At 62.6% G+C, this 25,472-nt stretch carries 27 protein-coding genes, 1 tRNA gene and 2 pseudogenes; 16 read left to right on the top strand and 14 right to left on the bottom strand.

Features of this window, described 5'->3' with window-relative positions; genetic code table 11:
* Nucleotides 1-52: 52 nt before the first annotated feature.
* Nucleotides 53-1,261, bottom strand: a complete 1,209-nt coding sequence (locus tag M653_RS0112205; RefSeq protein WP_027143615.1) for an acyltransferase — start codon at nt 1,259-1,261, stop codon at nt 53-55.
* Nucleotides 1,262-1,384: 123 nt separating this feature from the next.
* Here M653_RS0112205 and speB point away from each other — a divergent pair, with 123 nt between their 5' ends.
* Genes speB through M653_RS0112190 form a run of 3 tightly spaced genes read left to right on the top strand, consistent with a single transcriptional unit; the run spans nt 1,385 to nt 4,188 of the window.
* Nucleotides 1,385-2,392, top strand: coding sequence for an agmatinase (gene speB / locus M653_RS0112200; protein ID WP_027143614.1), 1,008 nt, complete (start codon nt 1,385-1,387; stop codon nt 2,390-2,392).
* Between the two features lie 30 nt (nt 2,393-2,422).
* Nucleotides 2,423-3,349 (top strand): N-acetyl-gamma-glutamyl-phosphate reductase, encoded by a 927-nt coding sequence (gene argC, locus M653_RS0112195; protein ID WP_027143613.1) that lies wholly within the window; start codon nt 2,423-2,425, stop codon nt 3,347-3,349.
* Complete coding sequence (locus tag M653_RS0112190) at nt 3,346-4,188, top strand: aminoglycoside phosphotransferase family protein (RefSeq protein ID WP_027143612.1); 843 nt, start codon at nt 3,346-3,348, stop codon at nt 4,186-4,188. The genes argC and M653_RS0112190 overlap by 4 nt, the downstream gene beginning before the upstream one ends.
* Before the next feature lie 129 nt (nt 4,189-4,317).
* On the opposite strand, the gene M653_RS0112185 is transcribed toward M653_RS0112190, so the two are convergent.
* Nucleotides 4,318-5,409, bottom strand: a complete 1,092-nt coding sequence (locus M653_RS0112185; RefSeq protein ID WP_027143611.1) for a COX15/CtaA family protein — start codon at nt 5,407-5,409, stop codon at nt 4,318-4,320.
* A gap of 153 nt (nt 5,410-5,562) precedes the next feature.
* On the opposite strand from M653_RS0112185, the gene M653_RS0112180 reads away from it, so the two are divergent.
* Nucleotides 5,563-5,778 (top strand): DUF2842 domain-containing protein, encoded by a 216-nt coding sequence (locus tag M653_RS0112180; protein WP_027143610.1) that lies wholly within the window; start codon nt 5,563-5,565, stop codon nt 5,776-5,778.
* Nucleotides 5,779-5,801: 23 nt separating this feature from the next.
* On the opposite strand, the pseudogene M653_RS1000000135480 reads toward M653_RS0112180, so the two are convergent.
* Nucleotides 5,802-6,015 (bottom strand): annotated as a pseudogene (locus M653_RS1000000135480) (polysaccharide deacetylase); the annotation flags it as partial.
* Between the two features lie 41 nt (nt 6,016-6,056).
* Nucleotides 6,057-6,767 carry a GntR family transcriptional regulator gene (locus M653_RS0112170; protein WP_027143609.1) on the bottom strand — a complete coding sequence of 237 codons (711 nt, stop codon included), beginning with the start codon at nt 6,765-6,767 and terminating at the stop codon, nt 6,057-6,059.
* 264 nt (nt 6,768-7,031) lie between these two features.
* On the opposite strand from M653_RS0112170, the gene M653_RS0112165 reads away from it, so the two are divergent.
* The 6 genes from M653_RS0112165 (at nt 7,032) to M653_RS0112140 (ending at nt 12,850) form a co-directional block, all read left to right on the top strand.
* The gene (locus M653_RS0112165; RefSeq protein ID WP_027143608.1) at nt 7,032-8,120 is read left to right on the top strand and encodes an ABC transporter ATP-binding protein; all 1,089 of its coding nucleotides are present in this window, start codon (nt 7,032-7,034) and stop codon (nt 8,118-8,120) included.
* A gap of 34 nt (nt 8,121-8,154) precedes the next feature.
* The gene (locus M653_RS0112160) at nt 8,155-9,444 is read left to right on the top strand and encodes a PotD/PotF family extracellular solute-binding protein (RefSeq protein WP_027143607.1); all 1,290 of its coding nucleotides are present in this window, start codon (nt 8,155-8,157) and stop codon (nt 9,442-9,444) included.
* Nucleotides 9,445-9,530: 86 nt separating this feature from the next.
* Nucleotides 9,531-10,439, top strand: coding sequence for an ABC transporter permease (locus tag M653_RS0112155; RefSeq protein WP_027143606.1), 909 nt, complete (start codon nt 9,531-9,533; stop codon nt 10,437-10,439).
* A 1-nt stretch (nt 10,440) separates the two neighbouring features.
* Nucleotides 10,441-11,259 carry an ABC transporter permease gene (locus M653_RS0112150; protein WP_027143605.1) on the top strand — a complete coding sequence of 273 codons (819 nt, stop codon included), beginning with the start codon at nt 10,441-10,443 and terminating at the stop codon, nt 11,257-11,259.
* 2 nt (nt 11,260-11,261) lie between these two features.
* Entirely contained in the window at nt 11,262-12,008 is a 747-nt protein-coding gene (locus M653_RS0112145) for an aspartate/glutamate racemase family protein (RefSeq protein ID WP_027143604.1), read from the top strand.
* 5 nt (nt 12,009-12,013) lie between these two features.
* Nucleotides 12,014-12,850: a GNAT family N-acetyltransferase gene (locus M653_RS0112140; protein WP_027143603.1), complete on the top strand. Its 837-nt coding sequence runs from the start codon at nt 12,014-12,016 to the stop codon at nt 12,848-12,850.
* 24 nt (nt 12,851-12,874) lie between these two features.
* Here the strand turns inward: M653_RS0112140 and M653_RS0112135 are convergent, their stop codons facing one another.
* Complete coding sequence (locus tag M653_RS0112135; RefSeq protein WP_027143602.1) at nt 12,875-15,085, bottom strand: exopolysaccharide transport family protein; 2,211 nt, start codon at nt 15,083-15,085, stop codon at nt 12,875-12,877.
* Between the two features lie 253 nt (nt 15,086-15,338).
* Between M653_RS0112135 and M653_RS0112130 the strand changes: the two genes are divergently transcribed.
* The 4 genes and pseudogenes from M653_RS0112130 to M653_RS0112115 all read left to right on the top strand — a co-directional run bounded on the left by M653_RS0112130 (nt 15,339) and on the right by M653_RS0112115 (nt 18,191).
* Entirely contained in the window at nt 15,339-15,902 is a 564-nt protein-coding gene (locus M653_RS0112130) for a polysaccharide biosynthesis/export family protein (protein WP_027143601.1), read from the top strand.
* A 243-nt stretch (nt 15,903-16,145) separates the two neighbouring features.
* Nucleotides 16,146-17,681 (top strand): undecaprenyl-phosphate glucose phosphotransferase, encoded by a 1,536-nt coding sequence (locus M653_RS0112125; RefSeq protein WP_027143600.1) that lies wholly within the window; start codon nt 16,146-16,148, stop codon nt 17,679-17,681.
* A gap of 141 nt (nt 17,682-17,822) precedes the next feature.
* Nucleotides 17,823-18,058 (top strand): annotated as a pseudogene (locus M653_RS0112120) (hypothetical protein); the annotation flags it as partial.
* 56 nt (nt 18,059-18,114) lie between these two features.
* Nucleotides 18,115-18,191: transfer RNA gene (locus tag M653_RS0112115), tRNA-Pro, on the top strand.
* Between the two features lie 99 nt (nt 18,192-18,290).
* Here M653_RS0112115 and M653_RS0112110 read toward each other — a convergent pair.
* On the bottom strand, nt 18,291-18,752 hold the full coding sequence (locus tag M653_RS0112110) for a YbaK/EbsC family protein (protein ID WP_027143598.1): 462 nt from the start codon (nt 18,750-18,752) through the stop codon (nt 18,291-18,293).
* Nucleotides 18,753-18,937: 185 nt separating this feature from the next.
* Nucleotides 18,938-19,222: a helix-turn-helix transcriptional regulator gene (locus M653_RS0112105; protein WP_027143597.1), complete on the bottom strand. Its 285-nt coding sequence runs from the start codon at nt 19,220-19,222 to the stop codon at nt 18,938-18,940.
* Nucleotides 19,223-19,454: 232 nt separating this feature from the next.
* On the opposite strand from M653_RS0112105, the gene M653_RS0112100 reads away from it, so the two are divergent.
* Both M653_RS0112100 and M653_RS0112095 read left to right on the top strand, forming a co-directional pair.
* Nucleotides 19,455-20,069, top strand: coding sequence for a hypothetical protein (locus tag M653_RS0112100; protein ID WP_027143596.1), 615 nt, complete (start codon nt 19,455-19,457; stop codon nt 20,067-20,069).
* Between the two features lie 183 nt (nt 20,070-20,252).
* Nucleotides 20,253-20,447 carry a hypothetical protein gene (locus tag M653_RS0112095; RefSeq protein ID WP_027143595.1) on the top strand — a complete coding sequence of 65 codons (195 nt, stop codon included), beginning with the start codon at nt 20,253-20,255 and terminating at the stop codon, nt 20,445-20,447.
* A 184-nt stretch (nt 20,448-20,631) separates the two neighbouring features.
* On the opposite strand, the gene M653_RS0112090 is transcribed toward M653_RS0112095, so the two are convergent.
* The 7 genes from M653_RS0112090 to M653_RS0112060 all read right to left on the bottom strand — a co-directional run bounded on the left by M653_RS0112090 (nt 20,632) and on the right by M653_RS0112060 (nt 25,467).
* Entirely contained in the window at nt 20,632-20,934 is a 303-nt protein-coding gene (locus tag M653_RS0112090; protein WP_027143594.1) for a hypothetical protein, read from the bottom strand.
* Between the two features lie 93 nt (nt 20,935-21,027).
* Nucleotides 21,028-21,567: a MerR family transcriptional regulator gene (locus M653_RS0112085; RefSeq protein WP_027143593.1), complete on the bottom strand. Its 540-nt coding sequence runs from the start codon at nt 21,565-21,567 to the stop codon at nt 21,028-21,030.
* Nucleotides 21,568-21,782: 215 nt separating this feature from the next.
* Nucleotides 21,783-22,106 carry an integration host factor subunit alpha gene (locus M653_RS0112080; RefSeq protein WP_010915609.1) on the bottom strand — a complete coding sequence of 108 codons (324 nt, stop codon included), beginning with the start codon at nt 22,104-22,106 and terminating at the stop codon, nt 21,783-21,785.
* A gap of 101 nt (nt 22,107-22,207) precedes the next feature.
* Nucleotides 22,208-23,179, bottom strand: coding sequence for a beta-ketoacyl-ACP synthase III (locus M653_RS0112075; protein WP_027143592.1), 972 nt, complete (start codon nt 23,177-23,179; stop codon nt 22,208-22,210).
* A gap of 9 nt (nt 23,180-23,188) precedes the next feature.
* The gene (gene plsX, locus M653_RS0112070) at nt 23,189-24,259 is read right to left on the bottom strand and encodes a phosphate acyltransferase PlsX (protein WP_027143591.1); all 1,071 of its coding nucleotides are present in this window, start codon (nt 24,257-24,259) and stop codon (nt 23,189-23,191) included.
* Between the two features lie 113 nt (nt 24,260-24,372).
* Nucleotides 24,373-24,921 (bottom strand): DUF177 domain-containing protein, encoded by a 549-nt coding sequence (locus M653_RS0112065; RefSeq protein ID WP_027143590.1) that lies wholly within the window; start codon nt 24,919-24,921, stop codon nt 24,373-24,375.
* A 3-nt stretch (nt 24,922-24,924) separates the two neighbouring features.
* Nucleotides 24,925-25,467: a ubiquinol-cytochrome C chaperone family protein gene (locus tag M653_RS0112060; protein WP_027143589.1), complete on the bottom strand. Its 543-nt coding sequence runs from the start codon at nt 25,465-25,467 to the stop codon at nt 24,925-24,927.
* Nucleotides 25,468-25,472: the final 5 nt, after the last annotated feature.

The following is a 25,472-nucleotide window of genomic DNA, read 5'->3' as shown; positions in this document are numbered from 1 at the left end:
GGGGATAGGCGACATCGGTGACATCCAGGTGAACGAAGCCGGCTAAAGCGCGTCAGATGCGCTTCGACAGCCGGCGGAACCAAGCCATTGCAGGCATTTCGACCAGGCGCAATGTGACCCACGACACGGCGATGGTGGCGGCGAGCATGACGACGATCGCCACAGTCCCTGTCCATCCGGCGCCAAAGCCGGTCGCGGGCTCGCCACGCAGTACTATGTCGCCAATCAAGCCGAGGCCGAGTTTGCGCTCGACGAGCCCGGCGACATTGATCAGGCGCGCCTGGACGAAGATGTGGACCATGTAGATCGAATAGGACAGCGCGCCGAGCGTCAGCATGAACGGCGTCCTGAGCAACGCGCTGATCCAGCCGCCTTCATGGGCGAAGAGAAACAGCGCCAGGGCGAACACCAGGGGCGCGGCAATGCCGGCGTCGTTGTCGCCCGCCAGCGAGACAAAGAGAACGATAACGGCCACCATGACGATTTCGGCAAGAGTCCAGCTCATCCGCGGGCCGTTTGCGAGCAAGGCCTGTCGCGCCCCTGCAATGGAATCATGCTGAAACCAGGCCAACAGGGCGCCGAGCGAGAAGCCGTAGAGGCAGCGGATGAAGCCGAAATCATAGGACACATCCATATGATGCGTGGAGAAGCCGAGCAGGAACAGCGGCGCGGTGACGGCGGCGGCGACAAACCATATCCAGGCGCGCGCGCCGGCGACGAAGACCACGCCGGCAAACAGGAGACAGGCAAAAAACCCGGCCGAAATGCTCCAGCTTGGCGCGTTCCACGTCAACCGATCCTCAAAGCCGACACCTTGCAGCAAAAGGAGATTGGCAGCCAAGCTCTTGAGGTCGAAGTCGCAGGTGAAGGGAGCTGCCCCCGTGCCATGCAATTGCGGCAGCACCAGCCGCAACAGCTCGAAGGCGGCAAAGGCGGCAAGCATGACCAGATGCAGCGGGTAGATGCGGCCGAAACGGACCAGCGCAAAGCGGATAACCTCTCCCGGCCGGCCCAGCCGATTGGCATAGCTCGAGGCGATGACAAAGCCGGAAAGGACAAAGAAGAGATCGACGAAAAGATAGGACGAACCGATAAAGCTGCTCTGCGAGATCGCCGAGGCGGTCGGGAAATGAAACAGCGTCACCAGCAACGCGCAGATGCCGCGCCACGAATCGAGAACCTGGAAGCGATCGCCGGCGATCGTGCCGGCGTGGGTCGACACCACGGCATCCGACGGATTAAGAAACGCGGTCTGCGTCATGATGATACAAATCCTGTCTTGCCGTGGCACCCGCGCGGCACGGTTTCGTCTCCCCAAGCTGTGACTGGCATCTTCCATGCCGGTTTTGTAGTTGTTGCACCCCGATGAAAACGAGGACCAGTAATGGCGACCAAGAACATCGACCATGCCTTCACCACCCGCTCCAAAACGGGTGGCGCCCTTGAGCCGACCTATTCCGGCGCGCTGTCTTTCATGCGGCGCAAATACACCAAGGACGTGAGGGGCGCGGATGCGGTGGTGTGGGGCATTCCCTTCGATGCCGCCGTCACCAACCGGCCGGGTGCCCGGTTCGGGCCGCAGGCGATCCGCCGCGCCTCGGCGATCCTCGACAACGACCCGCAATACCCGTTTTCACGCGATCTGTTCGAGCACCTCGCCGTGGTCGATTATGGCGACTGCCTGCTCGACTCGGGAAACCATCAGAAGACGCCCGGCACGATCGAGCGCGAGGCGGCCAAGATCCTGAAATCCGGTGCCTTCCTGCTGACGCTCGGCGGCGACCATTTCGTCACCTGGCCGCTGCTAAAGGCGCACGCCGCCATCCACGGGCCGCTCGCCTTGGTGCAGTTCGACGCCCACCAGGACACATGGCCCGATGACGGCAAGCGCATCGATCATGGGTCCTTCGTCGGCCGCGCGGTCAAGGAAGGCATCATCGATCCCGACCGCTCGATCCAGATCGGCATCCGCACCCATGCGCCCGACACGTTCGGCATCAAGATCCTGCATGGTCATGAAATCGAGGAAATGCGCGCCTCCGACATCGCCTATGCCATCGTTGATCGCACCGGGGGCAGGAAGACCTATCTGACCTTCGACATCGACTGCCTCGATCCGGCCTATGCGCCGGGAACCGGCACACCGGTTTCGGGGGGGCCGTCGTCAGCGAAGATCCTTTCGACGCTGCGTCAGCTCAACCAGGTCGATATTGTCGGTGCCGATGTCGTGGAGGTTGCGCCGGCCTATGATCACGCCGATATAACGGCGATCGCCGGTTCGATGGTGGCCATGCAGTATCTCGGCCTGCTGGCAGAGCGAAAGGCCCGGCTCGATGAGCTGAACAGCGGCGACCACAATGGCGCCGCGGTCAATCATGGCAACGGCATATAGTCTTGAGATATCAGGGAATTTGATCAGGCAATGAAACCGAAAATCTTCATCGACGGCGAGCACGGCACCACCGGCCTCCAGATCCGGGCGCTGCTTGCCGAGCGCGGCGATCTGGAGATCATTTCCATTCCGGTCGAGCGCCGCAAGGAAACGGCCGCGCGCGCCGAATTCCTCAACGCCGCCGATATCGCGATCCTGTGCTTGCCCGACGATGCGGCCAAGGAAAGCGTCTCGCTGATCGCCAACGACACCACCAAGGTCATCGATGCGTCGACGGCGCATCGCGTGGCGGAAGGCTGGGAATATGGCTTCGCCGAATTGGACAAGGAGCAGGCGAAGAAGATCGCCACGGCCAAGCGCGTCGCCAATCCCGGCTGCTGGCCGCAGGGGCCGATCGCGACGCTCAGGCCACTGGTCGCCGCAGGCCTGCTGCCGGCCAATTTCCCGATCTCGGTCAACGGCATTACGGGTTATTCGGGCGGCGGGCGCCCGATGATCGAGGACTACGTCGCCAAGGGCGAGGACGCCTCGGAGTTCCTGCCCTATGGCCTGACCCTGCAGCACAAGCACGTGCCGGAATTGAAGGCCTATGCGAAGCTGTCGCACGATCCGATCATGCAGCCGGCGGTGGGCAATTTCGCGCAAGGCATGATCACGGTTGTGCCGTTGCAACTCGGTGGCCTCGACCGCGTACCGACAGGTGCCGAACTTCACGCCGCCATTGCGGACCATTTCGCCGCGATCAAGGGCGGTGTGGTCGAGGTGGCTCCCTATGCGCATCTGGAGCGCGTGCCTGACATCGATCCGGAGGTCTACAACGGCACCAACCGCATGAAGGTCTATGTCTTTGCCAACGACGGCAGAGCTCAGGCGCTGCTGCTGGCGGTCTACGACAATCTCGGCAAGGGGGCTTCCGGTGCAGCCGTCCAGAACATGGACCTGATGCTCGGTCTGTGACGAACGCGCCGGCCTTTCCACCGCGCTGGAAAGTCAGCGAACCCGAACTCATTGCCGAGACCTTTTCGAGCCGCATCTGGAAGGTGCGGCTCGAGGACGGCTCACCAGCCATCGTGAAGGCACTGAAGCCGTTCGACGACGTTGCCGACGAGTTGCGCGGCGAGCATTTCCTTGCCTGGCGGCGCGGCGAAGGCGCGGTGCGGCTTCTCGGCCGTGACGGGCATTCCATGCTGCTCGAATATGGCGGGGACACACTTCTGTCGCAAGTTCTCGTCGAACAAGGCGACAATGCAGCGACCGCCATCGCGGCGGATGTGATGGCGAAATTGTTTTCGCCATCTGATCACCCCTACCCGTCCGAGCTTCAGCCGCTCAGGGAGCGGTTCGCCAGCCTCTTCAAGAAAGCCGCAACCGATCGTGGCATCGGTGGTGACAGCCCCTATGTCGAGGCCGGCGCCATCGCGGATCGACTGCTGGCCAATCCGCATGACATCAGGCCGCTGCATGGCGATCTGCATCACGAAAACATCCTGCGGGGACCGCGCGGCTGGCTGGTGATCGATCCGAAGGGCGTGCTCGGTGATCCCGGTTTTGATGCAGCCAACATGTTCTACAATCCGCTCGACCGCGACGCACTTTGCCTCGCCCCGGAGCGGATCGCGCATATGGCCGAGGTCTTTTCCCGGACGCTGGGACAATCACCGGCGGCAATACTGGACCATGCCATCGCCTATGGTTGTCTGTCCGCGTCCTGGCATCATGAGGACGGCAATGCGGTCGAGGAGAACCGCGAACTGTCGATCGCCGCGGCGATCCGGGCAGTGCGGGCGCGTTTCTGACTCGGGGAAGAGCCCAAGCGAGCGCTTGTTGACCATGATCGGTTACGGACCTGCCCTGGCTCCCTTACCAGGGATTTGTCATGCTCAGGGCGACGCAGTCGAATGAATTCTGGATGTGATTGGCCGCACTCAGCGTCCGACGGCAATCTCGTTGGGCAAGGGATAAGCGCCCTTGGTGCCGCGCCAGTGCGCGGCGGCAAAGCCCAGCACGACAAGCGCAAAGGCCTGATGGGTCAGGGCCATATGCAGGGGCACCTGCATCAACAGCGTACCGATACCGATCGAAGCCTGGACCAGCACCAGAACAAACAACAGTGTCGCGCGTCGCGCATGCGTTGAGCCGGGCAGCCGCCGACGCGTGGCGATCATGTGCCAGAGCGCGACGGCAAAGACCGTATAGGCACCAAGCCGGTGAATGAACTGCACCGTTTTCGGGTTCTCGAAGAAGTTGCGCCACGCCGGCTCGAGGACGAGCAGATCGCCTGGAATGATCCTGCCGTCCATCAGCGGCCAGGTGTTGTAGCTCATGCCGGCGTCGAGACCGGCGACCAGGCCGCCGAGATAAATCTGGATCAGCGCCAGAAGCACGATGAAACCAGCCAGACGCTGCGTCGAGCGATCGGCCGCGGGCTCGGAATGCGGCGCCAGGCCGCGCGCGACGACCGTGGTCGCGGTGAAGATCAGTGCCGCCAGCGTGAGATGCGTCGCCAGCCTGTACTGGCTCACCGACACCCGGTCGACAAGGCCGGAGGCCACCATCCACCAGCCGATGGCTCCCTGCAGCCCGCCGAGAAACAGAATGCCGACCAGTTTCGGCCCAAGGCCGCGCTCGATACGGCGCGCCGCCCAGAAGACCAGCAGCGGCAAGGCGAAGACCAGGCCGACGCTGCGCGCCAGCAGGCGATGTGCCCATTCCCACCAGAAGATCGACTTGAACGCTTCGACGCTCATGCCCTTGTTGAGCTCGGTGTATTGCGGGATCTGCTGATAGCGCTGGAATTCCTCCTGCCACTCGGCGTCGTTGAGCGGCGGGATGACGCCATGGATCGGCTGCCATTCGGTGATCGACAGGCCGGATTCAGTCAACCGCGTGGCGCCGCCAACCAGCACCAGCGCGAACAGCACCAGGAGCACGACGTACAGCCAGCCGCGTACGAGTGCCCGGTTATAGAGGTCGCGGTCGCGGGCCTGATAGGGCGCGGCGGCAGTGATGGCGGCCATGGATATATCCCGGCAGGTTGAATGTCGCGGATTGGTGAACCATCGCACTCCCGCTGGCAAGACCGCGCAGCGCGGCACGCCGTCGCGCCCGGTGTCGCGGGTTGCGCGTGCCTCGCGTTCGGCCTAAGCGATAGCCATCAACGAGGCCAAGCCATGCCCATTCGACTGAAAAAACTGATCGGAATGTTCCTGCTATTGGCGCTGGTCATCATCTACGCACTGGTCGCCTCGATCTTCGCGGTCGCCCGCCTATCGGAATCGGGCGCGCTGGTGCAATTCCTGTTCTTCCTGCTCAGCGGCCTGCTCTGGGTGCTGCCGGCGATGGGCATCATCAAGTGGCTGATGCTGGAGCCACGGGCCAAGCGCTGAGCCCTGCCCGGTCAGGCGGCGCGTCAGACAGTGACGAGCACCTTGCCGACATTGGCGAGCGGCGTCGTCACGCCCGACAGCATGGTGCGGATGCGGGCCAGGCTCTGGTAGCGGCCATTGACCGAAATGCGCGGCAAGGCCTGCAGGAAGCCGGCATGTTCGGCGCGCAGCACGCCGTGGCGGATGTCAGGCGGAGGCATAGCCGGCGTTGCGCGCAAAGCACACTTCGCGGCAGCCGGACAGGCGGCCCCCCTTCCGTGGAAGACGAACACTAGCCGTCAGAAATTGAGAGCCTCGCGGAGCGCTGGGCCCGCCCTGACGCGCAGATCGAGATCAGCCTCGATGTGGTCGATGTGGTGCAACATCAAGCGGCTCACCAGCCCGGAATCGCCGCTTTCCAGCGCGCCGACAATGCCGGTGTGCTCACTGTGGCCGCAGGCCGACACGCCAGACCGTCCGTAAAGCGCGATGACAAGCGACGAGCGCGCAACAAGTTCCTCCATGAAGCGCTGCAGGATGGCATTGCCGGCGAGCGAAGCGAGCAGCAGATGGAAATCGCCGGACGCCTTGATTTCGGAACGCCGCGCCCTCGGACCGCGCTCGGCGATGAAGCGGCCCTCCTCGTCGAGTTGCGCCCTGAAGGCGACAATGTCGGCGGCTGTGACCCGTTCGCAGGCGGCGGTGGCAATGCCCGGCTCGATCAGCCGGCGCGAGGCGAACACCTGGCGCGCTTCCTCGGTTGATGGATTGGCGACGAAGGCGCCGCGGTTGCGCTCGGTGCGCACCAGCCCTTCGAAGGACAGCATCTGCAGCGCCGCGCGCGCGACGGTGCGCGACACGTTGAACAGCGTGCCGACCTCGCCTTCCGACAGCTTGGTGCCCGGCGCCAGCCTCCGGTCGACAATGGCGTCGCGCAGATTGTCGCGGATCGCCTGAGCGCGATCCTGGTTGGCGCTATCGGCGGAATAGATCTGATCGGTGATGTTCATGACGATGATGGTTCCCGCCCTCTTCTAGCGCGACTCGTCGCCTGTTCACGAGAGGCAAAGTGCACACGAAGCCAAAAAAGATTGCATACGATTTTTGCCAAAACTGCGCGCAGTAGCCCACAATTTGTGCAATGCACAAAGCAGCCTCAGGGGTAGGCAGCAGGCAAGAATCCGGATCTTTGAGACAATTCAAGTGCTTGGCCGGTCACCTCCGGATTGGCACGCATGATGCTTTGTTCAGTGCGACCAAACGGGGAAGCCTGAATGTCCAAAGCCGCCGAGATCGACATCGTGTCTGTTTCGAAAATCTATGGAACGACGACCGCCGTCGAGGACATCAGCCTGAAGATACCGGCAGGGACCTATTGCTGCCTGCTCGGCCCCTCCGGCTGCGGCAAGACCTCGACGCTGCGCATGATCGCCGGTCACGAAAGCATCTCGTCTGGCGACCTCCGGCTCGGCAACACTGTCGTCACCGACCTGCCACCGGCAAAGCGCGGCACGGCAATGATGTTCCAATCCTATGCACTGTTCCCGCATCTGGACCTCATCGACAATGTCGCCTTCAGTCTGAAGATGAAGGGCATCGACAAGGAACAGCGCCGCGCCAAGGCGCTCGACATGCTGAAGCTGATGCAGATGGAGGCCTATGCGACGCGCCGGCCCGCGCAGCTTTCCGGCGGCCAGCAGCAGCGCGTGGCGCTCGCCCGGGCTTTGATCACCGACCCGGAAGCGCTGCTGCTCGACGAGCCGCTGTCGGCGCTCGACCCGTTCCTGAAGATCCGCATGCGCGCCGAGCTGAAGAAACTGCAGACCTCGCTCGGCATCACCTTCGTCCACGTCACCCACAGCCAGGAGGAGGCCATGGCCTTGGCGGACCTGATCGTGGTCATGAATGACGGCCGCATCGAACAGGCGGCACCTCCGCGCGACGTGTTCGAACGTCCGGCCACGGCCTTCGTCGCGCGCTTCATGGGTGATCACAATGTCATCTCCGGCCGAGTCACCGGCGCACGTGACGGCATGGTCGTCTTCGACGTCATTGGCGGCGGCTCGCTCGCCGCATGCGGTCACGGCCGAGAGCCGGGCGCGCCGATCGACATCGCCATCCGCACCGATCATGTGCGCATCGGCGACGCGCCCGCGCCCGGCCTCGGCTTCACCGGCATAGTAGCCAACATCGAATATCGCGGCGCCACGGTGAAAATGTCGGTCAACGGTGCCGGCATCGACGACTTCACCGTCATCATCGACGATTCCAACTTCTTTGCCCGGCCCGTGGCCATCGGCGACGCCGTTCCGCTTGCCTGGGATTCCGAGGATGCGATCGTCCTCGGCCATCTTCATTCATGAATTCAACGAAGCAAAACAAGACAGGGGAATAGGCATGACAAACACATCGAAAGCCAAGACCGGCATTTCGCGCCGCTCGCTGCTCAAGACAGGTGCCGCCGCCGTGGGCCTCGCCGCCGGCTCGGGCGTCATCACAGGCTTTCCGACCATCTGGGCGCAGTCCAATATCACGCTGCGCCAGTTCGGCACCGGCGTGTCGAATCTCAACGCCATCGCCGACAAGTGCAAGGCCGACCTCGGCATCACGCTGGAGATGACCGCGACCGATTCCGACGCCGCCGCCCAGCGCGCCGTGACCCAGCCCGACAGTTACGATATCGCCGACATCGAATATTGGATCTGCAAGAAGGTGTTCCCGAGCGGCGTGCTCCAGCCGATGGACGTCAGCAGGCTGAAATATTACGACGAGTTGGTGCCGCTGTTCAAAACCGGCAAGCTCACACCCGACAGCGTGATTGCCCAGGGTACCGCGCCGCACACCGTTGGTTACGTCGAGGCGCAAGACAGCAAGACCTTCGCCAAGGCGCCGACCAACTGGTTCACCATGGTGCCGACCATCTACAACGCCGACACGCTTGGCATCCGCCCCGACCTCGTCGGTCGCGACATCACCACCTGGGCCGACATCATGGACCCGGCCTTCAAGGGCAAGACCGCGATCCTCAACATCCCGTCCATCGGCATCATGGACGCGGCGATGATCATGGAAGCTACCGGCAACATCAAATATGCCGACAAGGGTAACATGACCAAGGACGAGATCGACAAGACGATCGACTTCCTGATCAAGGCCAAGCAAGCCGGCCAGTTCCGTGCCTTCTGGAAATCCTTCGACGAGAGCGTCAACCTGATGGCGTCGGGCGAGGTCGTCATCCAGTCGATGTGGTCGCCGGCCGTCGCCGCCGTACGCTCCAAGGGCATCGCCTGCCGCTTCCAGCCGCTCAAGGAAGGCTATCGCTCATGGGGCGGCGGCCTTGGCCTCGCCGCCCACCTCAAGGGGGCTGAGCTCGATGCGGCTTATGAATACATCAACTGGTATACGTCGGGCTGGGTGGGCGGATACCTCAACCGCCAGGGCTACTACTCGGCCAACATGGTCTCGGCCAAGAAGTTCATGTCCGACGACGAGTGGGGCTACTGGATCGAGGGCAAGCCGGCCAAGAGCGAGATCAAGGCGCCGGACGGCACCGTCATGGAGAAAGCCGGCGCCGTGCGCGACGGCGGCTCCTTCGAAGAACGCATGGGCAAGGTCGCCTGCTGGAACTCGGTCATGGACGAGGACCGCTACATGGTGAAGCGCTGGAACGAGTTCATCGCGGCGTAAGCGAACAACAAGCCCCCTCCTCTACCCCTTCTCCCCTTTGGGGGAGAAGGGGCGGCTCAGGCCGATTCACCAAAACCGAGACATTGATGACAGTCGCGCTCGAACGCCCCGCAATCGCCGCCGCGAAACCAGCTCGACGCCGCTTCTCCATCGGCGTCGTGACGCCCTATCTCCAGTCGGCACCTCTGGCGCTGATCCTTGGCGCGTTCCTGCTCCTGCCCATCATCATGATCGTCGTCGTGTCCTTCTGGGACTACGACTTCGCCTCCATGTATCCGGACTTCCTGACCACGAACTATTCCGACGTGCTGGGCTCGTGGGTCACATGGAAAACTTATCTCAACACCATCAAATTCGCTGTAGTCGTCTGGGCGCTGACCTTGTTCATCGGCTTCTGGGTTGCCTATTTCCTAGCCTTCCACATCCGCACCACGGCCATGCAGATGGTGCTGTTCCTGGTCTGCACCGTGCCGTTCCTGACCTCCAACATCATCCGCATGATCTCGTGGATCCCGGTGCTCGGCCGCAATGGGCTGATCAACTCGACCTTGGTGCATCTGGGCCTGGTGCCGAAACCCATCGAATGGCTGCTGTACTCGGAATTCGCGGTCGTGCTCGCCATGGTTCATCTCTACACGCTGTTCATGGTGACGCCGATCTTCAACACGCTGATGCGCATCGACCGATCGCTGGTCGAGGCCGCGCGCGATGCCGGCGCTTCGGGCTGGCAGGTGCTGTGGAACGTTATTGTCCCGCTGGCCAAACCCGGTATGGCGATCGGCACCATCTTCGTCGTCACGCTGGTAATGGCCGATTTCTCCACCGTGCAGGTGATGTCAGGCGGCCAGAGCGCATCCGTCGCGCTCATGATGAAGAACCAGATGTCGCTGCTGCAATATCCGGCCGCCGCCGCCAACGCCGTGGTGCTGCTGGTGCTGGTGCTATTGATGGTCGCCGGCATCCTGCGCGTCGTCGACATCCGCAGGGAACTGTGACGTGACCTACGAAAAACGCACCCTTGAATTCTACGCGCTGGCGGTGTTCTTCGCGCTGTTCGTGCTGTTCCTCTATGGCCCGCTGTCGGCGATCCTGATCCTCTCCTTCCAGGGCGAGACCGGCGGCCTCACCTTCCCCCTCAACGGCGTGTCGCTGCACTGGTTCGCCAATCTGTTCGAGCGCCAAGCGGTCGGCGATTTCGGCGGCAGCTTCAAGCGCTCGCTGGTTCTCGGCCTCATGGTGATGATCGTCACCGTCGTCGTCTCGCTGCTGGCGGGGCTTGCCTTCCGCCAGAAATTTCGCGGCGCCACCGCTTTGTTCTACCTGGCAGTCGCCAGCCTTGTGGTACCCTCGATCATCATTTCGCTGGGCATCGGCGTCGTCTTTCAGCAGGTCGGCTTCCGACCAGCCTGGTATACGTCAGCCTTCGGCGCCCATTTAACCTGGACCTTGCCGTTCGGCGTGCTCATCATGTTCGCCGTCTTCAATCGCTTCTCGCCTGCCTATGAGGAAGCCGCGCGCGACCTTGGCGCCTCATCCTGGCAGACCTTCGCCCATGTCGTGCTGCCGATGATCGCGCCAAGCCTGATCGGCGTCAGCCTGTTCGGCTTCACGCTCTCCTATGATGAGTTCGCCCGCACACTGATGACCTCGGGAACCTTCAACACACTGCCGCTCGAGATCTACGGCATGACCACCAATGTCACCACGCCGGTGCTCTACGCGCTGGGCACGGTGACCACCGTGTTTTCCTTCCTGGTGATCCTGGCGACGCTAGGCGCCATCATCTATGTCGGCCGCCGCCGGACCAGGGCGTGATCGTGCAGATTCTGGTGGTAAATCCCAACACGACGGCGAGCATGACCGAGACGATCGCGGCGGCCGCACGCAGTGTCGCCGGTGTCTGGACCGAAATCGTCGCCGTTACCTCGTCCATGGGACCGGCCTCGATCGAGGGTTATTATGACGAGGCACTGGCCGTGCCCGGCCTGCTGATGGAAATCGCCGCTGGCGAACGTGCCGGGGCGCAGGCCGCGATCATCGCCTGCTTCGACGATACCGGCCTCGATGCCGCAAGGGCCATGGCGGCCATTCCCGTCATCGGCATCTGCGAGGCAGCACTCAGCATGGCCTGCTTCATTGCCCAGCGTTTCACTGTCGTAACCACCACCGAACGCTCGCGTGTGCCGGTGGAGGGGTTGGTGCAACGCTACGGCATGTCGGGCCGGGCACGCGTGCGTGCCGCCGATATTCCGGTGCTGGCACTTGAAGACCCGGCATCAGGAGCGGTTGGCAAGCTCCGCGACGAGATCGCCCGGGCCGTGGAGGAGGATCGCGCCGAGGCCATCGTGCTTGGCTGCGCCGGCATGGCGGATCTTGCCCACAGGTTGCAGAGCGAGTTCGGTCTGCCTGTGGTTGACGGCGTCGGGGCCGCTTTGAAGCAAGCCGAGGCCCTGGTGGCTCTTGGCCTCGCGACATCGAAGCGCGGTGCTTATGCGAACCCACTCGCCAAGCCCTATCGGGGTATGCTGAAGTCGTTCTCCCCAGGAGTATTCGCTGCGGAGTAAGCACCATGAAACCGACCATCCGCATGCTGTCGCTGGGAGAGTTGGCTGACCTCATCGACTGGGCGGCCGCGGAGGGCTGGAACCCCGGCCTTGACGATGCGGCGATGTTCCAGGCGGCGGATCCCAAGGGTTTCATCGGTGCCTTTGCCGGGAGCGAAATGGTCGCCGGGATATCGGCGGTGGCCTATGGGCACGATTTTGGTTTCGTCGGTCTCTACATCTGCCGTCCGGACATGCGCGGCAAGGGCTATGGCAAGGCGGTATGGACCGCGGGCATGAACAGGCTGGCCGGTTGCACCATCGGGCTCGATGGGGTCGAAGAGCAACGGGCCAACTACGAAAGCAAAGGATTCAGGCCGGCTTACGAGACCATTCGTTACAGCGGGCGACCTGTAGCGCTTACTGTCGGCACCAAACGGTCTCGCATGGTGACCACGCAATTGGCGCCCGACATCATGAGATATGACGCACTCTGCTTTCCCGCGTCCCGCCATTCTTTCCTGCAGCGGTGGCTGCAGCCGCCGCATCGCGCGCTGGCAGCGATCAGGCCAGGGGGAACGGCCGGCTATGCGGTAGCGCGATCCTGCCACAACGGCTTCAAGATCGGCCCGCTCTTCGCAGACGATACGCGAACCGCACTGGACCTGCTCGAAGACATGGCGGGCGCCTGCGAAGGAGGCGACCTTCACATCGACGTTCCGGCCAGCAAGGTGGACTTCGTCGCGGCGCTCGAGGCGGCAGGCTTCTCACCGATCTTCACCACCACGCGCATGTACAAAGGCGCGCCGCCAAGGCTCGACGCCAACAGGATATTCGGCGTGACGACGCTGGAACTGGGATAGGCCAGGTGCCTTTGAGCGGCTCTTTCAGGCCGCTGAACGCCGCCCCGGCACCGGATTGCCTGGCGGCTCGTGCCCAAGCGGCGTCACCAGCGTCAGGTCGGGATAGCCGCTCTCGATCAGCTTGACCGCGGCTTGCGTCACCTCGTCGTCAGGCTCCAGCATGGACAGGAACACCTCGGTGGCCTCACCGTCCAGACGGCCGATACCTTGCGCATCGGCCGGCCCGCATTCGACCACCACCAGGTCATAGGCTGTCGTCAGCGACTGCATGATGATCGGCAGCCGGTCGGCGGCGCGCATGGCACGGACCGGATCGGCGGTGCCGACGGGAATGACATGGCAATCTGAATAGAGGTCGGCATGGATCACGTCGCTGAACTGCGCCTGCGACGCCAGCAGATTGGTGATGCCGGGGAAAAGCCCGCTGTCCAGCATCGGCCGCGAGGCAGCCCCCGAGGCCGTGAGGTCGAGCAGCAGGACACGCAGGCCGGCGTCGGAAACCTCGCGCGCCACCAGGATCGCCGACGCCGCCGCCTCGTCGCCCTCGGGGGAAACGAATATGGCGCGCGCGGCCCCGCTGGCGATGAGCTTCTCGGCGGCCTTCTCGACGTCGATCTCGCCGAGCACGGAGCGCGGCCGCCGGACCTCCACGGGCTCGATCTCGGCGGCGGGCCGCGGCTGCGCCGGTGTTTCCGTGACCGTTTCGGGCCATGATGGCTCGGCGGCGCGATTGGCGAACTCGTTGGCGACTGGCGGGTCCGAGCGGGTGGATGGGTCCTGATAAGCGGCTGGCGGCATCGCCACCTCGTCGATCAGTTCAAGCCGGGCACCCCTTGCCGGGCGCATGGCCCGGCCGAAGAAGAGTTCCCGCAGCAGAGTGAACACGGCCGCCAGCAGAAGGGAAGCCGCGGCGGCAATGCCAACGATCGGCCAGACCTTGGGGAAGTAAGGCTCGGAGGGGACCAAAGCCGGCGAGGCGAGGCGAGCGTCGACCGGAACATAGTTGCGATCCCGACGCGACGCCGCCTCGCGATAATTGGTCAGGTAAAGTTCGAGCTGCTGGCGCTTGGCGGCGGCATCGCGCTGTAGCGCGTCGAGACCGACCTGCTGCTCGCCGGCCTGTGCCGAAGCAGCCTTGAGCGTGTCGACGTCGGCGACGAGCTGGTTTTCGCGCGCCTTGGCGGCATCGGCCTGCATCGCCAGGCCCTTCATGATCTTCTGCGCTTCGCTGCGGATCTGGGCGTCGAGATCGGCCAGTTGTGATTTGGCCGCGCGAATACGCGGATGATTGTCGAGCAGCGTCGTCGAGAGATCGGCGATGTTGGCGCGCAATTCGACCTGCCGCCCGCGCAAACGCTGAATCAGGTCGGAAGACAGCACTTCCGGCAGTGAATCCAGCGATCCGCCGCTCTGCAGTGCCTTGCGCACGCTCTCGGCTGTGCCTTCGGCCGAGGCGCGGCTGGCCCGCACTCGCGACAACTCGGTCGACAGCTCGGCCAATTGCTGGATGGCCAGCGTGGAATTGTTGCCGCCCATAAGGAGGTCCGACTGGGCGCGGTAAGCCGCGACCTTGGCTTCGGCATCCCTGACCTGCTTGGACAGGTCGGCGATCTCGGGTGCCAGGAAGTCCGCGGCGGCGGTGTTCGATTCGCTCTTGGCCGCGCCCTGCCCCGCAATATAGGCGGCGGCAATGGCATCGGGGATGGCGGCGGCAAGCTTCGGATCCTCCGAAGAGAACTCGATGGCAATTATGCCTTTCTTTTCAACGCCGTACACGTTGAGCTTCTCGCGCATTTTCTTCAGAACACGTTCATCGGCAGGAACATCCATGGGGTCGTTCTTCAACCCGATCAGGACCAGCAGCCGGTTCAATGCCGACATGTCGATCGTCTCGTCGAATTCGTGCAATCGCGACAGGCCGAGTTTCTGGGCGACCTGTTTGAGGATTTCGTTGGACGAAATTATCTGGACCTGGGTGGCGATGCCTTGCTCGTCGAGGATCGGCTTGTCGCTGTCCGGGTTGCTGCCGGCGGGCCGCGTGTAGTCCGATCCGCGCGGGGCGATCTCCACCTGCGTCTGGGCCTTGTAATACCGGGTCGCGAACGACACGGCCGCGAAGGCAAGTCCCGTCACCACGAGAACGAAGACCAGAATCCGCAGCCAGTTCCGGCCCAGGCTGGCGAAGGACTGCCTGAGATCAACATCGACGTCTGCGGCCACGGATTGAACGGACATGCATCCCTACTCCGAAACTGGTCGGATGCACCGTAAATAACTATGGTAACTCAGCCGTTAAGACCACGGTAAGCTTCATTAGGTTTACCGGCGGGCGACGGCAAAAAAATCGATAAAATCGCAAAACCTTGTCTGCTTGATCGCCATTGGCGCGCTCCTTTACCGGCCATTAACCCTAACAGGATGATAACGGACCCGATCCCAGATGTTTGCTGCGACGCCGCAGCGGCCAGTCGAAGGTACCTGTCCGGCCATGCAAAGCACTGCTTCCCTTTTTCGCGCACTGCTTGCCGTATCGTTGCTCGCGGGCTGCTCCAGCTACCGGCCGACGCCGGCCGCCTTTCACGAGGTCCTCGACCAGCCCTATCGCCTCGGTGCCGGCGACCGCGTCCGCGTCACCGTTTTCGAGCAGGAGGGCCTGACCAATAGCTACAGCGTCGACCAGTCCGGCTACATCTCCTTCCCGCTCGTCGGCGCCATACCGGCACGTGGCCACACCGCGCAGCAGATGGAAAAGGAGATCGCCGATAAACTGCGGCAGGGCTACCTGCGCGACCCTGACGTCTCGGTGGAGATCGATCGTTACCGGCCGATCTTCGTCATGGGTGAGGTGGGCGCCGCCGGCCAGTATTCCTATGTGCCCGGCCTGACTGTGCAGAAGGCCATCGCCATCGCCGGGGGCTTCACGCCACGCGCCAACCAGGAGAGCGTCGATATCACCCGCGACATCAACGGCAAGGTGATAACGGGCCGCGTGGTCACCTCCGATCCACTGCTGCCGGGAGACACCGTCTACGTCCGCGAACGCCTGTTCTGAACAGCGTGGCGGGCAACTCAGGATCGTCCACCGCTTTCGCTCACCCGTCGGAGGAATTTTCCGGCACGCGCGCGGCCTGACGGAAGCGCGGGTCGTCGCCGTGCTGGAGACACTTGCCGCGGCGAGGCCAATGACTTCGCCGCGCTCGAAAGGTAGTTCAGGCTCTTCCAAAGCCACAGGTTGTTTCAAGGGTTTCTTAGCTCTCTTTTGCTAATCACTCTTGGGAAGCTTGCGGACTGTTCCATGAACGAGATCGACCCCGCGCATCGCTTTTCATCAGAAGCGGTGCGTCAATTCGACGGCCCTGCCGATGGCGACAAGCCCGGCGGCATGAACGACGTTGCCCGGCAGGTCGCGTCGCAATACCGGCGCGACACGATGTCGCCGATCATGGTCAGCGGCGTGTTGCGCATGGTCGAATTCGCGGTGCTGCTGGTCTCGGGGCTCTGCGTCTATTTCTACTATGTCGGTTTTTTCAATTACCTTGCCTGGCAATATCCGCTGACGATCGCCGCCGCGTCGTTCCTCGCCGTGGTGCTGCTCGATGTCACCGATTGCTACCAGGTGGTGTCCCTGATGCGGCCGATCACCAATTTTGGGCGCATCCTGCTGGTCTGGGCCGGCACCTTCGCCCTGATGGCGTTGACGGCGTTCACCATGAAGATGTCACAAGACTATTCGCGCCTGCTGTTCGGCACGTGGTTCGTCGTTGCCTTCGTCTGCCTTTTCGGTCTCAGGCTGATGATGTCGAAGCTGATCCGGCGCTGGGCGCGCGATGGCAGCATGGAACGGCGCGCCGTCATCGTCGGTGGCGGCAAGGCGGCGGAAGTGCTCATCCGCTCGGTGGAAAAGCAGCCCTACAACGACATCCGCATCTGCGGCATCTTCGATGATCGCAACGACAAGCGTTCGCCAGCCCTCGTCGCCGGCTATCCCAAGCTCGGCACCATTTCGGAACTGATCGAATTCGCCCGCATCGCCCGGATCGACATGCTGATCGTGTCGTTGCCGCTGACCGCCGAATCGCGCGTCCTGCAATTGCTGAAGAAACTTTGGGTGCTGCCGGTCGACATCCGACTGTCGGCCCATTCCAATGCGCTGCAGTTCCGTCCGCGCGCCTATTCCTACATCGGCTCGGTGCCGATGCTCGACATCTTCGACAAGCCGATCAACGACTGGGACTCGGTCGCCAAGCGCGCCTTCGACATCATCTTCAGCGTCATCGGCATCGTTGCGTTCTCGCCTGTGATGCTGGCCACGGCGATCGCCATCAAGCTCGACAGCAAGGGACCGGTGCTGTTCAAGCAGAAGCGGCATGGCTTCAACAACGAGATCATCGAGGTCTACAAGTTCCGCTCCATGTATACCGACCGGTCGGATCCGACCGCCAAGCAGACGGTGACCAAGAACGATCCGCGCGTCACCCGTGTCGGCCGCTTCATCCGCAAGACCTCGATCGACGAGCTGCCGCAGTTCTTCAACTCGCTGCTCGGCTCGCTGTCGCTCATCGGTCCGCGCCCGCACGCCATTGCCGCGCAGTCGCACAACCTGCTCTACAACGAGGTGGTCGATGGCTATTTCGCGCGCCACAAGGTCAAGCCAGGGGTCACCGGCTGGGCGCAGATCAATGGCTGGCGCGGCGAGATGGACACCAATGAGAAGATCCGCATGCGGACAGAATACGACCTCTATTACATCGAGAACTGGTCGCTGCTGTTCGATCTGCGGATCCTGTTCCTGACACCGATCCGCCTGCTCAATACGGAAAACGCCTATTGAGCGCGATCAGCCATGATCCGCCGCGTGCGCTGACCCTCCTCTTCTGTCGGGCTTCGTCATCGGCGAGCCGGTGCCTTACGAAATCTACATGGCCGGCTGATCGCCATCTGGGCTCTGTTCGGCCTGAGGATTTCGCTTACGGCGGCCGGGTTCCGCATCCTGCTGCGCGACCGGCCGTGGCAGCCTACCTGCTATGCGCCTACGTCGCCTTCATCGGCAATATCGGGCTCGGCACCTTCATCGACATCGACCACTGGCGCCATATGTATCTACCGCTCGGCCTGATCTGGGGCGCCATCGCCCCGGAATACCGCCATCAGCGGCTGTCACGACCGGTATTGCCCGCCTCATTCAAACCTGCGGTCGCGGCAAGATAATTATCGCGGAAATCGGTTGACCCGAGCCGGGTTATCAAGATACATCGCGACCGGTCCGGAGTGTAGCGCAGCCCGGTAGCGCACTTGACTGGGGGTCAAGGGGTCGTCGGTTCGAATCCGGCCACTCCGACCATTTTAAAGCAGGACTTGCCCCCAAAAGTCCGCCTCTGCCGCATCCCCTCATTCTCGAACTGCCCATTCTGCGCGGCTCAGCTCTGAATTGGATCCGGCGCTAGGCCTGGCACACATCCACCCACTCGGCGCCGGTAAGCTCAACCATGCGCTGTGGCGCAATGCGCACCGCCGCGTTGGTGGCGCCGGCGGCGGGTACGACCTCAGCGAATTCGCGCAGCGAGACGTCGCAATAGACCGGCAGCGGCGCCGGCAGGCCGAACGGGCAGACACCGCCCACCGGATGGCTCGTGGCCGCGACAACCTCTTGTGCGTCCAGCATGCGTGGCTTGCCGCCGAACTGGTCCTTGAACTTGCGATTGTCCAGCCTGGCGATGCCGCTGGTCACGATCAGCATGGTGCGCTCGCCGACGCGAAGGCAGATCGTTTTGGCGATCTGCGCCGGCAGGACGCCATGCGCTTCCGCCGCCATCGTCACCGTCGCCGAACTCGATTGCGTGACAATGACCTCGATATCAGGCGCGTGAGCCGCGAAGAAAGCACCAACGGAGTCCAGGCTCATATGGAGAAACTCACGGTTCAGACCCGATGCAAGGCAGATGCGATCGACGCGAATTTGGATACCGAACGTATAAACACGCGTGACTTGCAAATCGGCAAGCCCGGCCTGCCGGAGAACGCCATGGCGTCAACAAGAAACCCGCCAAGCAGGCCTTGGCGGGTTTCTTGCGCATGCCGGTCGCCGATCTATGCCTGAGGCCGGCCTTGTGCGGTCAGCGTCGGTGCGGCGGAAGCAAGGGAAGCGTCCTGGGGCAAACGAAGCGCGGACGCGATACGACGCAGCTTCGCCGGGTCGGCCGCCCGGCCGCTCTCGATGTCCTCGATCTCGTCGACCGAGAGGCCGCAGGTCAGCGAAAGCGCTTCGAGGCTGTATCCGCGCGTTTCCCGCATTGCCCTGAGGGTGTTGTAATCTGGCCCGATCTCGTTGGCTAATGGTTCGGAGAGGGCGTGGCTTTTTGCATTTTTGGGCATTGGCAACTCCGTTGGCTGAAAGCGTTTGATCAAAATGGGATGTTGCCTGAGACGAGCAGGAAGATGCCCTCTCGCCGGCGATTTGCCAAGCGCTGCCTAGCCCTGTCCCGATCAAGTTGTTTTGAACGCCCGAGCGGCTTTTGCCCGGCAGTTTCGCCCCACCCGTTCGTTATCTCGATGTCGCTGGCGTGAAACCATCCCTTTCCAGCCAGTCTTTGCCAAAGGACACCCCATGAACCTCAAGACACCCCTCCTCGTGCTCGGCACGATTTCGATGCTTTCCGGCGTCGCTGTGGCCAGCGCGCAGGCCGCGGACACATTGCGCGTGCGCGGCACCGTGGTCAGCTTCGAGCCGTCGCTGCTGACCGTGAAAACTCGTCAGGGCGATACTTCCGCCATCAAACTAAAAGACGGCTGGAAGCTTTCAGGCGTCGCAAGCGCATCGGTAAAAGACATCAAGCAGGGCGATTTCCTCGGCATCGCCTCTGTCTCCAAGGCTGACGGCGGCAGCGGCGCACTCGAAGTGGTGGTCTTTCCCGCGGCCTTGAAAGGCACTGGCGAGGGTGACCGGCCCTGGGACCTGGAGCCGAACAGCCGCATGACCAACGGAACCGTCGCCGACGTCACCGACATAAACGGGCGGGCCGTGACGCTAACCTACGACAATGGGCGGACGAAGAAGATCTCCATACCCGACGGCACGCCTGTCGTGACCTTCGCGGCGGCCGCGCCGACCGATCTCAAGCCAAGCGCGACCGTCTTCGTTACCGCGCAGCGCGAGGCTGACGGCACGCTCAGCGCCAGCCGCGTCGTGGTGGGCAACAATGGTGTGATCCCGCCGATGTAGGCTAAAACAGCCGGCTTTCGGCCCTTGCGATTATGGAGCAGGAAGCCGGTTTCCTCGGAAACAGTTCAGAAAAAAGATTCTACAATCGGGAAATGCTGAGGAAAAAATTCAGGAGCGTAATTCCATTCGCGGCGGTCGGGATATCGGCCCGATTGATCCCCCTGCGAAAAAAGGAAACGATCCATGAAGAAGTCCCTCCTCTCGGCCCTCGGGCTTGCAGCAGCAATCGCTTTCGCGGTGCCGGTGGTCGGCGCGACGAGCGCGGACGCGGCCCCAATGGCAAAGCATCATCACCATCGTCACCACTACCATCATCGTTACCATCACCGCTATCACCATCATCATCACCACATGAAGAAGATGGGCAACAAGGCCTAAGCAGACCGCCAACGAGAAGACCGGCCTTGGTTTCTTGTTCAAGGCTGGTCTTCTCCTGGTCAGCAATGCCAAGCCCGGACGACCGGTACTCGAACTGTCGCCGGATACCAGCGCCAGTCCAGCTAGCGACAACAAGGGAATGGCGGCCGTGGATAGGCGAGTTCCCCTTATGCCGGGGTGGCAGTCAGCGCCGGCTGAACAGCAGGCTGGCGGCCAGGCCGAGCACGACAAGGCCGACCGCGACGGCGGCCGCCGGATGGTCGCGTGCCGATTTCTCGATCACCCTGCCCTGTTTGCGGATTGCCGGCATGGCATCGCGCAGGCGCTCCGCAAGATCCGAATATGTATCAAGAGCAGCATCACGGCCGTCTTCATAATAGGCGCCACCCCGCTTTGACACTGCCTTGCGCAACGCCGCGAGTTCCCTCGAGAGAGCCGCGACTTGCTTTTCGAGGTCGATGTCCGACAGGGTTGAATATGATGCCATCATGCGTTTCCTTGTCTTGCAGAAGGAAACTTAACGCCTCACCCGACCGCCGGTTCCGGTTTTCGAGGCGTCGAAGGCACTGGCGCCCCGGGGTCAGCGCACCTGGTCAAGCAGGCGCTTGCATTCCAGGAGGTCGAACAACGCCTCCTGCAGCAGCGCGCGATTGTCACGCGAGAGTTTCGACGCGTCTGGCGCAACCGGACCTTCCTCGTCGCTCTTGCCCAGGCCGAAAAAGCGGCGGCTGGGCTTGACCCTTGGCTGGCCAACCAGTTCGTCATCTCCGCCGCGCGGCTGGGATGCCGGCGTCAGCGGCACCTGGTCGGCCTGCTTGCGTTGCGAAATCGCCTCGACGGCGGCCATGTCACCATTGCCGATGGCGACCAGGAAATGATTGCCGTTTTCGCGCAGCAGCTTCTGCACGCCCTTGATGGTGTAGCCCTGGTCATAGAGCATATGGCGGATGCCCTTGATCAGTTCGACATCCTGCGGCCGGTAATAGCGACGGCCGCCGCCGCGCTTCATCGGCTTGATCTGGTTGAAGCGCGTCTCCCAGAAGCGCAGCACATGCTGCGGCAGGTCGAGATCTTCCGCGACCTCGCTGATGGTGCGGAAGGCGTCAGGGCTCTTGTCCATGGGCGAAATCCTCACGCTGGAGCGTGGCCCGGAACGGCCTTCAGACGAGATCACGCTCAACGAAGAAGAGCTTGTTCCGCCAGCGCGGAATCGATCATACGCCAGAACGCCAATCCGGCCATGCTGCCGAATCGGGCCTTATTTCAGCGGTTTGTGAAGCAATATTCAAGCCCGCTGTCATCGGCGGGTCGGTTTTTTCAACCGTGCAATGGAGGCTATTTACCGCCCTTGGCCTTGCTGTTCTGGTGAGAACGCAAAATGCGGTTCTTCAACACGTTGGACGATTTGAAGGTCATCACCCGGCGCGGCAGGATCGGTACTTCCTCGCCGGTCTTCGGATTGCGCCCGATGCGCTCATTCTTGGAGCGGACATGAAACGTCGCGAAGGACGACAGCTTCACCGTCTCGCCGCGCACGATCGCTTCACATATTTCGTCTAGTACCGCCTCGACGAGTTCGGCGGATTCAGTGCGCGACAAACCGACCTTCCGGTAGACGGCCTCGGCCAGGTCGGCGCGCGTAAGTGTTTTTCCCCCCATGCGACCGTCCCATCAGTTCAAGCGTAAAATCGGCACAACAACGGCAGAGCCTAAGTAATTGATCCGGCAAGGTCAAGGACCGAAACCGGACCGTTCTCCACTTACCAGCGAACCAGAACGGCGCCCCAGGTGAAGCCGCCGCCCATCGCCTCCAGGAGCACCAGGTCACCCTTCTTGATGCGGCCGTCGGCGACGGCCACCGACAGCGCCAGCGGTACGGAAGCAGCCGAGGTGTTACCGTGCAAATCGACGGTGACCACCACCTTTTGCTCGGCTATCCCAAGCTTTTTTGCTGAAGCGTCAATAATCCGTTTATTGGCTTGGTGGGGCACGAACCAGTCAAGATCGTCGGCGGTGATACCAGCGGCCGAGAAGGTCGTCTCAATGACATCGGTGATCATGCCGACCGCGTGCTTGAAGACCTCGCGGCCTTCCATGCGCAGATGGCCGACTGTTCCCGTCGTCGACGGCCCGCCGTCGACGAAAAGCTTCTCCTTGTGCGCGCCGTCGGAACGCAGGCTGGCCGCCAGGACGCCCCGGTCGGCGATCGTGCCGGCCCCCTCGCCCGCCTCCAGAACGACCGCACCGGCGCCGTCGCCAAACAGCACACAGGTCGAGCGATCGCTCCAGTCGAGGATGCGCGAAAAGGTTTCCGAGCCGATCACCAGCACGCGCTTTGCCAAGCCGCCGCGGATATAGAGGTCGGCTGTCGTCACCGCATAGACGAAGCCTGAACATACCGCCTGCATGTCGAAGGCAAAACCGTGCTGCATGCCGAGCCGGTTCTGGATCTCGACGGCGGTGGCGGGGAACGTGTTGTTGGGCGTCGAGGTCGCCAGCACGATCAGATCGATATCGTCCGGGGTCAATCCGGCATCGGCAAGCGCTACGCGCGCCGCGGCCTCGCCCAGGGAAGCCGTCGTCTCGTCGTCAGCCGCGATATGGCGCTGGCGGATGCCGGTGCGCTGGGCGATCCACTCGTCGGACGTCTCGACCATGCCTTCAAAATCGGCATTCTTCATGATGCGGCGGGGCAGCGCGGCGCCCGTGCCGCGCACAGCTGATCTGATCAAAATTCTTTCCTATTCCTTTGCGTCGGTAACGACGTCGGATTTCCTAGATGTCAGGGCATGCGGGTTGCGCGCATGAAACAGATCGAGGTCGGCCTCGATGCGGTCGAGCAGATTGTTGCGCACCATGTCGTAGCCGAGTTCGATCGCCGCGGCGAAACCGTCCGAATCGGCGCCGCCGTGGCTCTTGACGACGATACCGTTCAGCCCCAGGAACACGCCGCCATTCGAGCGGCCGACATCCATCTTTTCGCGCAGGCGGTCGAAGGCGCCCTTGGCGAAGACATAGCCGATCTTGGCCATCAGGGTGCGGCTCATCGCGGCGCGCAGATAGCCGCCTATCTGGCGCGCGGTGCCTTCCGCCGTCTTCAGCGCGATGTTGCCGGCAAAGCCTTCCGTCACCACGACGTCGACTGTGCCCTTGCCGATGTCGTCGCCTTCGACAAAGCCATGGTAGTTCATCGAGGCCATGTTGGCTTCGCGCAACATGCGCCCCGCTTCCTTGACCTCTTCCTGGCCCTTGATCTCTTCCACGCCGACATTGAGCAGCCCGACCGTGGGCCTGGCGACGCCGAATACGGAACGCGCCATCCCGGTGCCGAGAATGGCAAAATCGATGAGCTGGTGCGCGTCGGCGCCAATGGTGGCGCCCACGTCCAGAACCACGCTCTCGCCACGCAATGTCGGCCACAATGCCGCAATCGCCGGACGTTCGATGGTGGCCATGGTGCGCAGGCAGAATTTCGACATCGCCATCAGCGCGCCGGTGTTGCCGGCGGAGATGCATGCATCCGCGGCGCCCGACTTGACGGCCTCGACCGCTTTCCACATCGACGATTTCCAGCGGCCATGGCGCAGCGCCTGGCTCGGTTTGTCGTCCATCCTGACCGCGATCTCGCAGTGGAAGAACTCGCTGACCTCAGCCAATTTGGGAAACTTGGCGAGTTCCGGGCGCACCAGTTCCTCACGTCCATAGATGACGAAGCGGATGTCGGGACGGCGGGTCGCGACCGTCATGAGCGCTGGAATGACCACGGTTGGTCCGTGATCGCCGCCCATGGCATCGATGGAAATCCTGATCACGCGGCATTCATCTCACGGTTAGGCGGCAAGTCGTTTTAGCGGTCGCAAAGGTTCGGCGAAAATAGCGGTTTTAGGCTGCCGCACAACCGACTTTTCCGTCGCGGGCGAGGTTTTCAGGATTTTCCCAGCAAGGATCGCAGTTTTTGCTGAAATTCATTCTCGGCCGATCCGGTGTCGTCACCGGCACCAAGCGAGGCGCCGGGCTTGCGCGGATAGGGGTCGATCGCCAATCCGAAGAACTGTTCGGCAAGCGCCCCGACATCGATGGTGTCGCCTGAAAATGTCTCGGGACTGTCGGGCCCGTCGGCGTCGAGCAGAATCTCGCCGGCGCTTTCGAATCCCTGCCGTCCGAGCTTGGAGTCCTCAGGCAAGAGCAGTGCCTCGACCGGCTCGTCGATATGCGCCTGGACGGGGTCGAGCGTGACGATGCAGGCCTGGGTGATGTCTGCCTCGACACGGCCGCTGACCTTAACACCATTGCGCTTCCACAACGTAACGAGCAGTTCGGCGCGATAGGCTTCGACCGACAGCAGCCCGTGCGCCTCGGCGAGTGCCGCGCGCTGTGCGGGGTCGGCCTCGATCACCACGGGCAGCCCCTTTTGCGGCAGCCGGGCGACATTGGCGAAAAAGGATACCGGACTCTGCATATTCGCGTGTTTCATCGATTAGCCTCCGTTGGCCCCTGGAAATGCCACAGTGCCGCCAATGATCGATTCGGTCGGCTGCGCACTCAGCTGCCGGCTGGCGTCGGCGACATACCCGGCCAAATGCGACGCTTCCGGCCAAGCGCCGGCGTCGGGACGGACATTACGGGTAAGTGCCGCGGTCAGACTATCATGATCGTTTCGTTCCAGCGCATCATCATAGGCGGCGGTGCGGCCATAGAACATCTTCGCCAGTTTCTTCATGCGTTTTGGCACGCCGACGTCGCCAATGCCCAGTTCCCGCAGCGAATGATCGACGTCGAGGAAGAACTCGTCGATCAGCACCTGCGCGATTTCCTGCGCCACGCCGTCCTCGCCGCGCAAGCGGTACTGGACCAGGAACATGTGCAGCGAAAGCATCTCGAAACGGCCAAGCGGCGTGTCAGGCACATTCCAGTGGGAATAAAAAACAGTCTGCCGCGCCGCCGCCACGATTTGTGCGTAGAGCGCGTCGGTGATGGTGCGGTTGGCGTGGCGTTCGCGGCCAAAAAGGCGCTGGAACATGGGGA

The organism is Mesorhizobium sp. WSM3626 (genome assembly GCF_000513935.1).
GTDB lineage: Bacteria > Pseudomonadota > Alphaproteobacteria > Rhizobiales > Rhizobiaceae > Mesorhizobium > Mesorhizobium salmacidum.
The sequence above is the reverse complement of the archived record's forward strand: the minus strand, read 5'-3'. Positions and strand labels throughout refer to the sequence as shown.

Coding starts and splice junctions, on each gene's coding strand:
- M653_RS0112205 (WP_027143615.1), bottom strand. CDS start 1,261: ATGACGCAGACCGCGTTTCTTAATCCGTCGGATGCCGTGGTGTCGACC.
- speB (WP_027143614.1), top strand. CDS start 1,385: ATGGCGACCAAGAACATCGACCATGCCTTCACCACCCGCTCCAAAACG.
- argC (WP_027143613.1), top strand. CDS start 2,423: ATGAAACCGAAAATCTTCATCGACGGCGAGCACGGCACCACCGGCCTC.
- M653_RS0112185 (WP_027143611.1), bottom strand. CDS start 5,409: ATGGCCGCCATCACTGCCGCCGCGCCCTATCAGGCCCGCGACCGCGAC.
- M653_RS0112180 (WP_027143610.1), top strand. CDS start 5,563: ATGCCCATTCGACTGAAAAAACTGATCGGAATGTTCCTGCTATTGGCG.
- M653_RS0112170 (WP_027143609.1), bottom strand. CDS start 6,767: ATGAACATCACCGATCAGATCTATTCCGCCGATAGCGCCAACCAGGAT.
- M653_RS0112165 (WP_027143608.1), top strand. CDS start 7,032: ATGTCCAAAGCCGCCGAGATCGACATCGTGTCTGTTTCGAAAATCTAT.
- M653_RS0112160 (WP_027143607.1), top strand. CDS start 8,155: ATGACAAACACATCGAAAGCCAAGACCGGCATTTCGCGCCGCTCGCTG.
- M653_RS0112155 (WP_027143606.1), top strand. CDS start 9,531: ATGACAGTCGCGCTCGAACGCCCCGCAATCGCCGCCGCGAAACCAGCT.
- M653_RS0112140 (WP_027143603.1), top strand. CDS start 12,014: ATGAAACCGACCATCCGCATGCTGTCGCTGGGAGAGTTGGCTGACCTC.
- M653_RS0112135 (WP_027143602.1), bottom strand. CDS start 15,085: ATGTCCGTTCAATCCGTGGCCGCAGACGTCGATGTTGATCTCAGGCAG.
- M653_RS0112130 (WP_027143601.1), top strand. CDS start 15,339: ATGCAAAGCACTGCTTCCCTTTTTCGCGCACTGCTTGCCGTATCGTTG.
- M653_RS0112125 (WP_027143600.1), top strand. CDS start 16,146: ATGAACGAGATCGACCCCGCGCATCGCTTTTCATCAGAAGCGGTGCGT.
- M653_RS0112110 (WP_027143598.1), bottom strand. CDS start 18,752: ATGAGCCTGGACTCCGTTGGTGCTTTCTTCGCGGCTCACGCGCCTGAT.
- M653_RS0112105 (WP_027143597.1), bottom strand. CDS start 19,222: ATGCCCAAAAATGCAAAAAGCCACGCCCTCTCCGAACCATTAGCCAAC.
- M653_RS0112100 (WP_027143596.1), top strand. CDS start 19,455: ATGAACCTCAAGACACCCCTCCTCGTGCTCGGCACGATTTCGATGCTT.
- M653_RS0112095 (WP_027143595.1), top strand. CDS start 20,253: ATGAAGAAGTCCCTCCTCTCGGCCCTCGGGCTTGCAGCAGCAATCGCT.
- M653_RS0112090 (WP_027143594.1), bottom strand. CDS start 20,934: ATGGCATCATATTCAACCCTGTCGGACATCGACCTCGAAAAGCAAGTC.
- M653_RS0112085 (WP_027143593.1), bottom strand. CDS start 21,567: ATGGACAAGAGCCCTGACGCCTTCCGCACCATCAGCGAGGTCGCGGAA.
- M653_RS0112080 (WP_010915609.1), bottom strand. CDS start 22,106: ATGGGGGGAAAAACACTTACGCGCGCCGACCTGGCCGAGGCCGTCTAC.
- M653_RS0112065 (WP_027143590.1), bottom strand. CDS start 24,921: ATGAAACACGCGAATATGCAGAGTCCGGTATCCTTTTTCGCCAATGTC.
- M653_RS0112060 (WP_027143589.1), bottom strand. CDS start 25,467: ATGTTCCAGCGCCTTTTTGGCCGCGAACGCCACGCCAACCGCACCATC.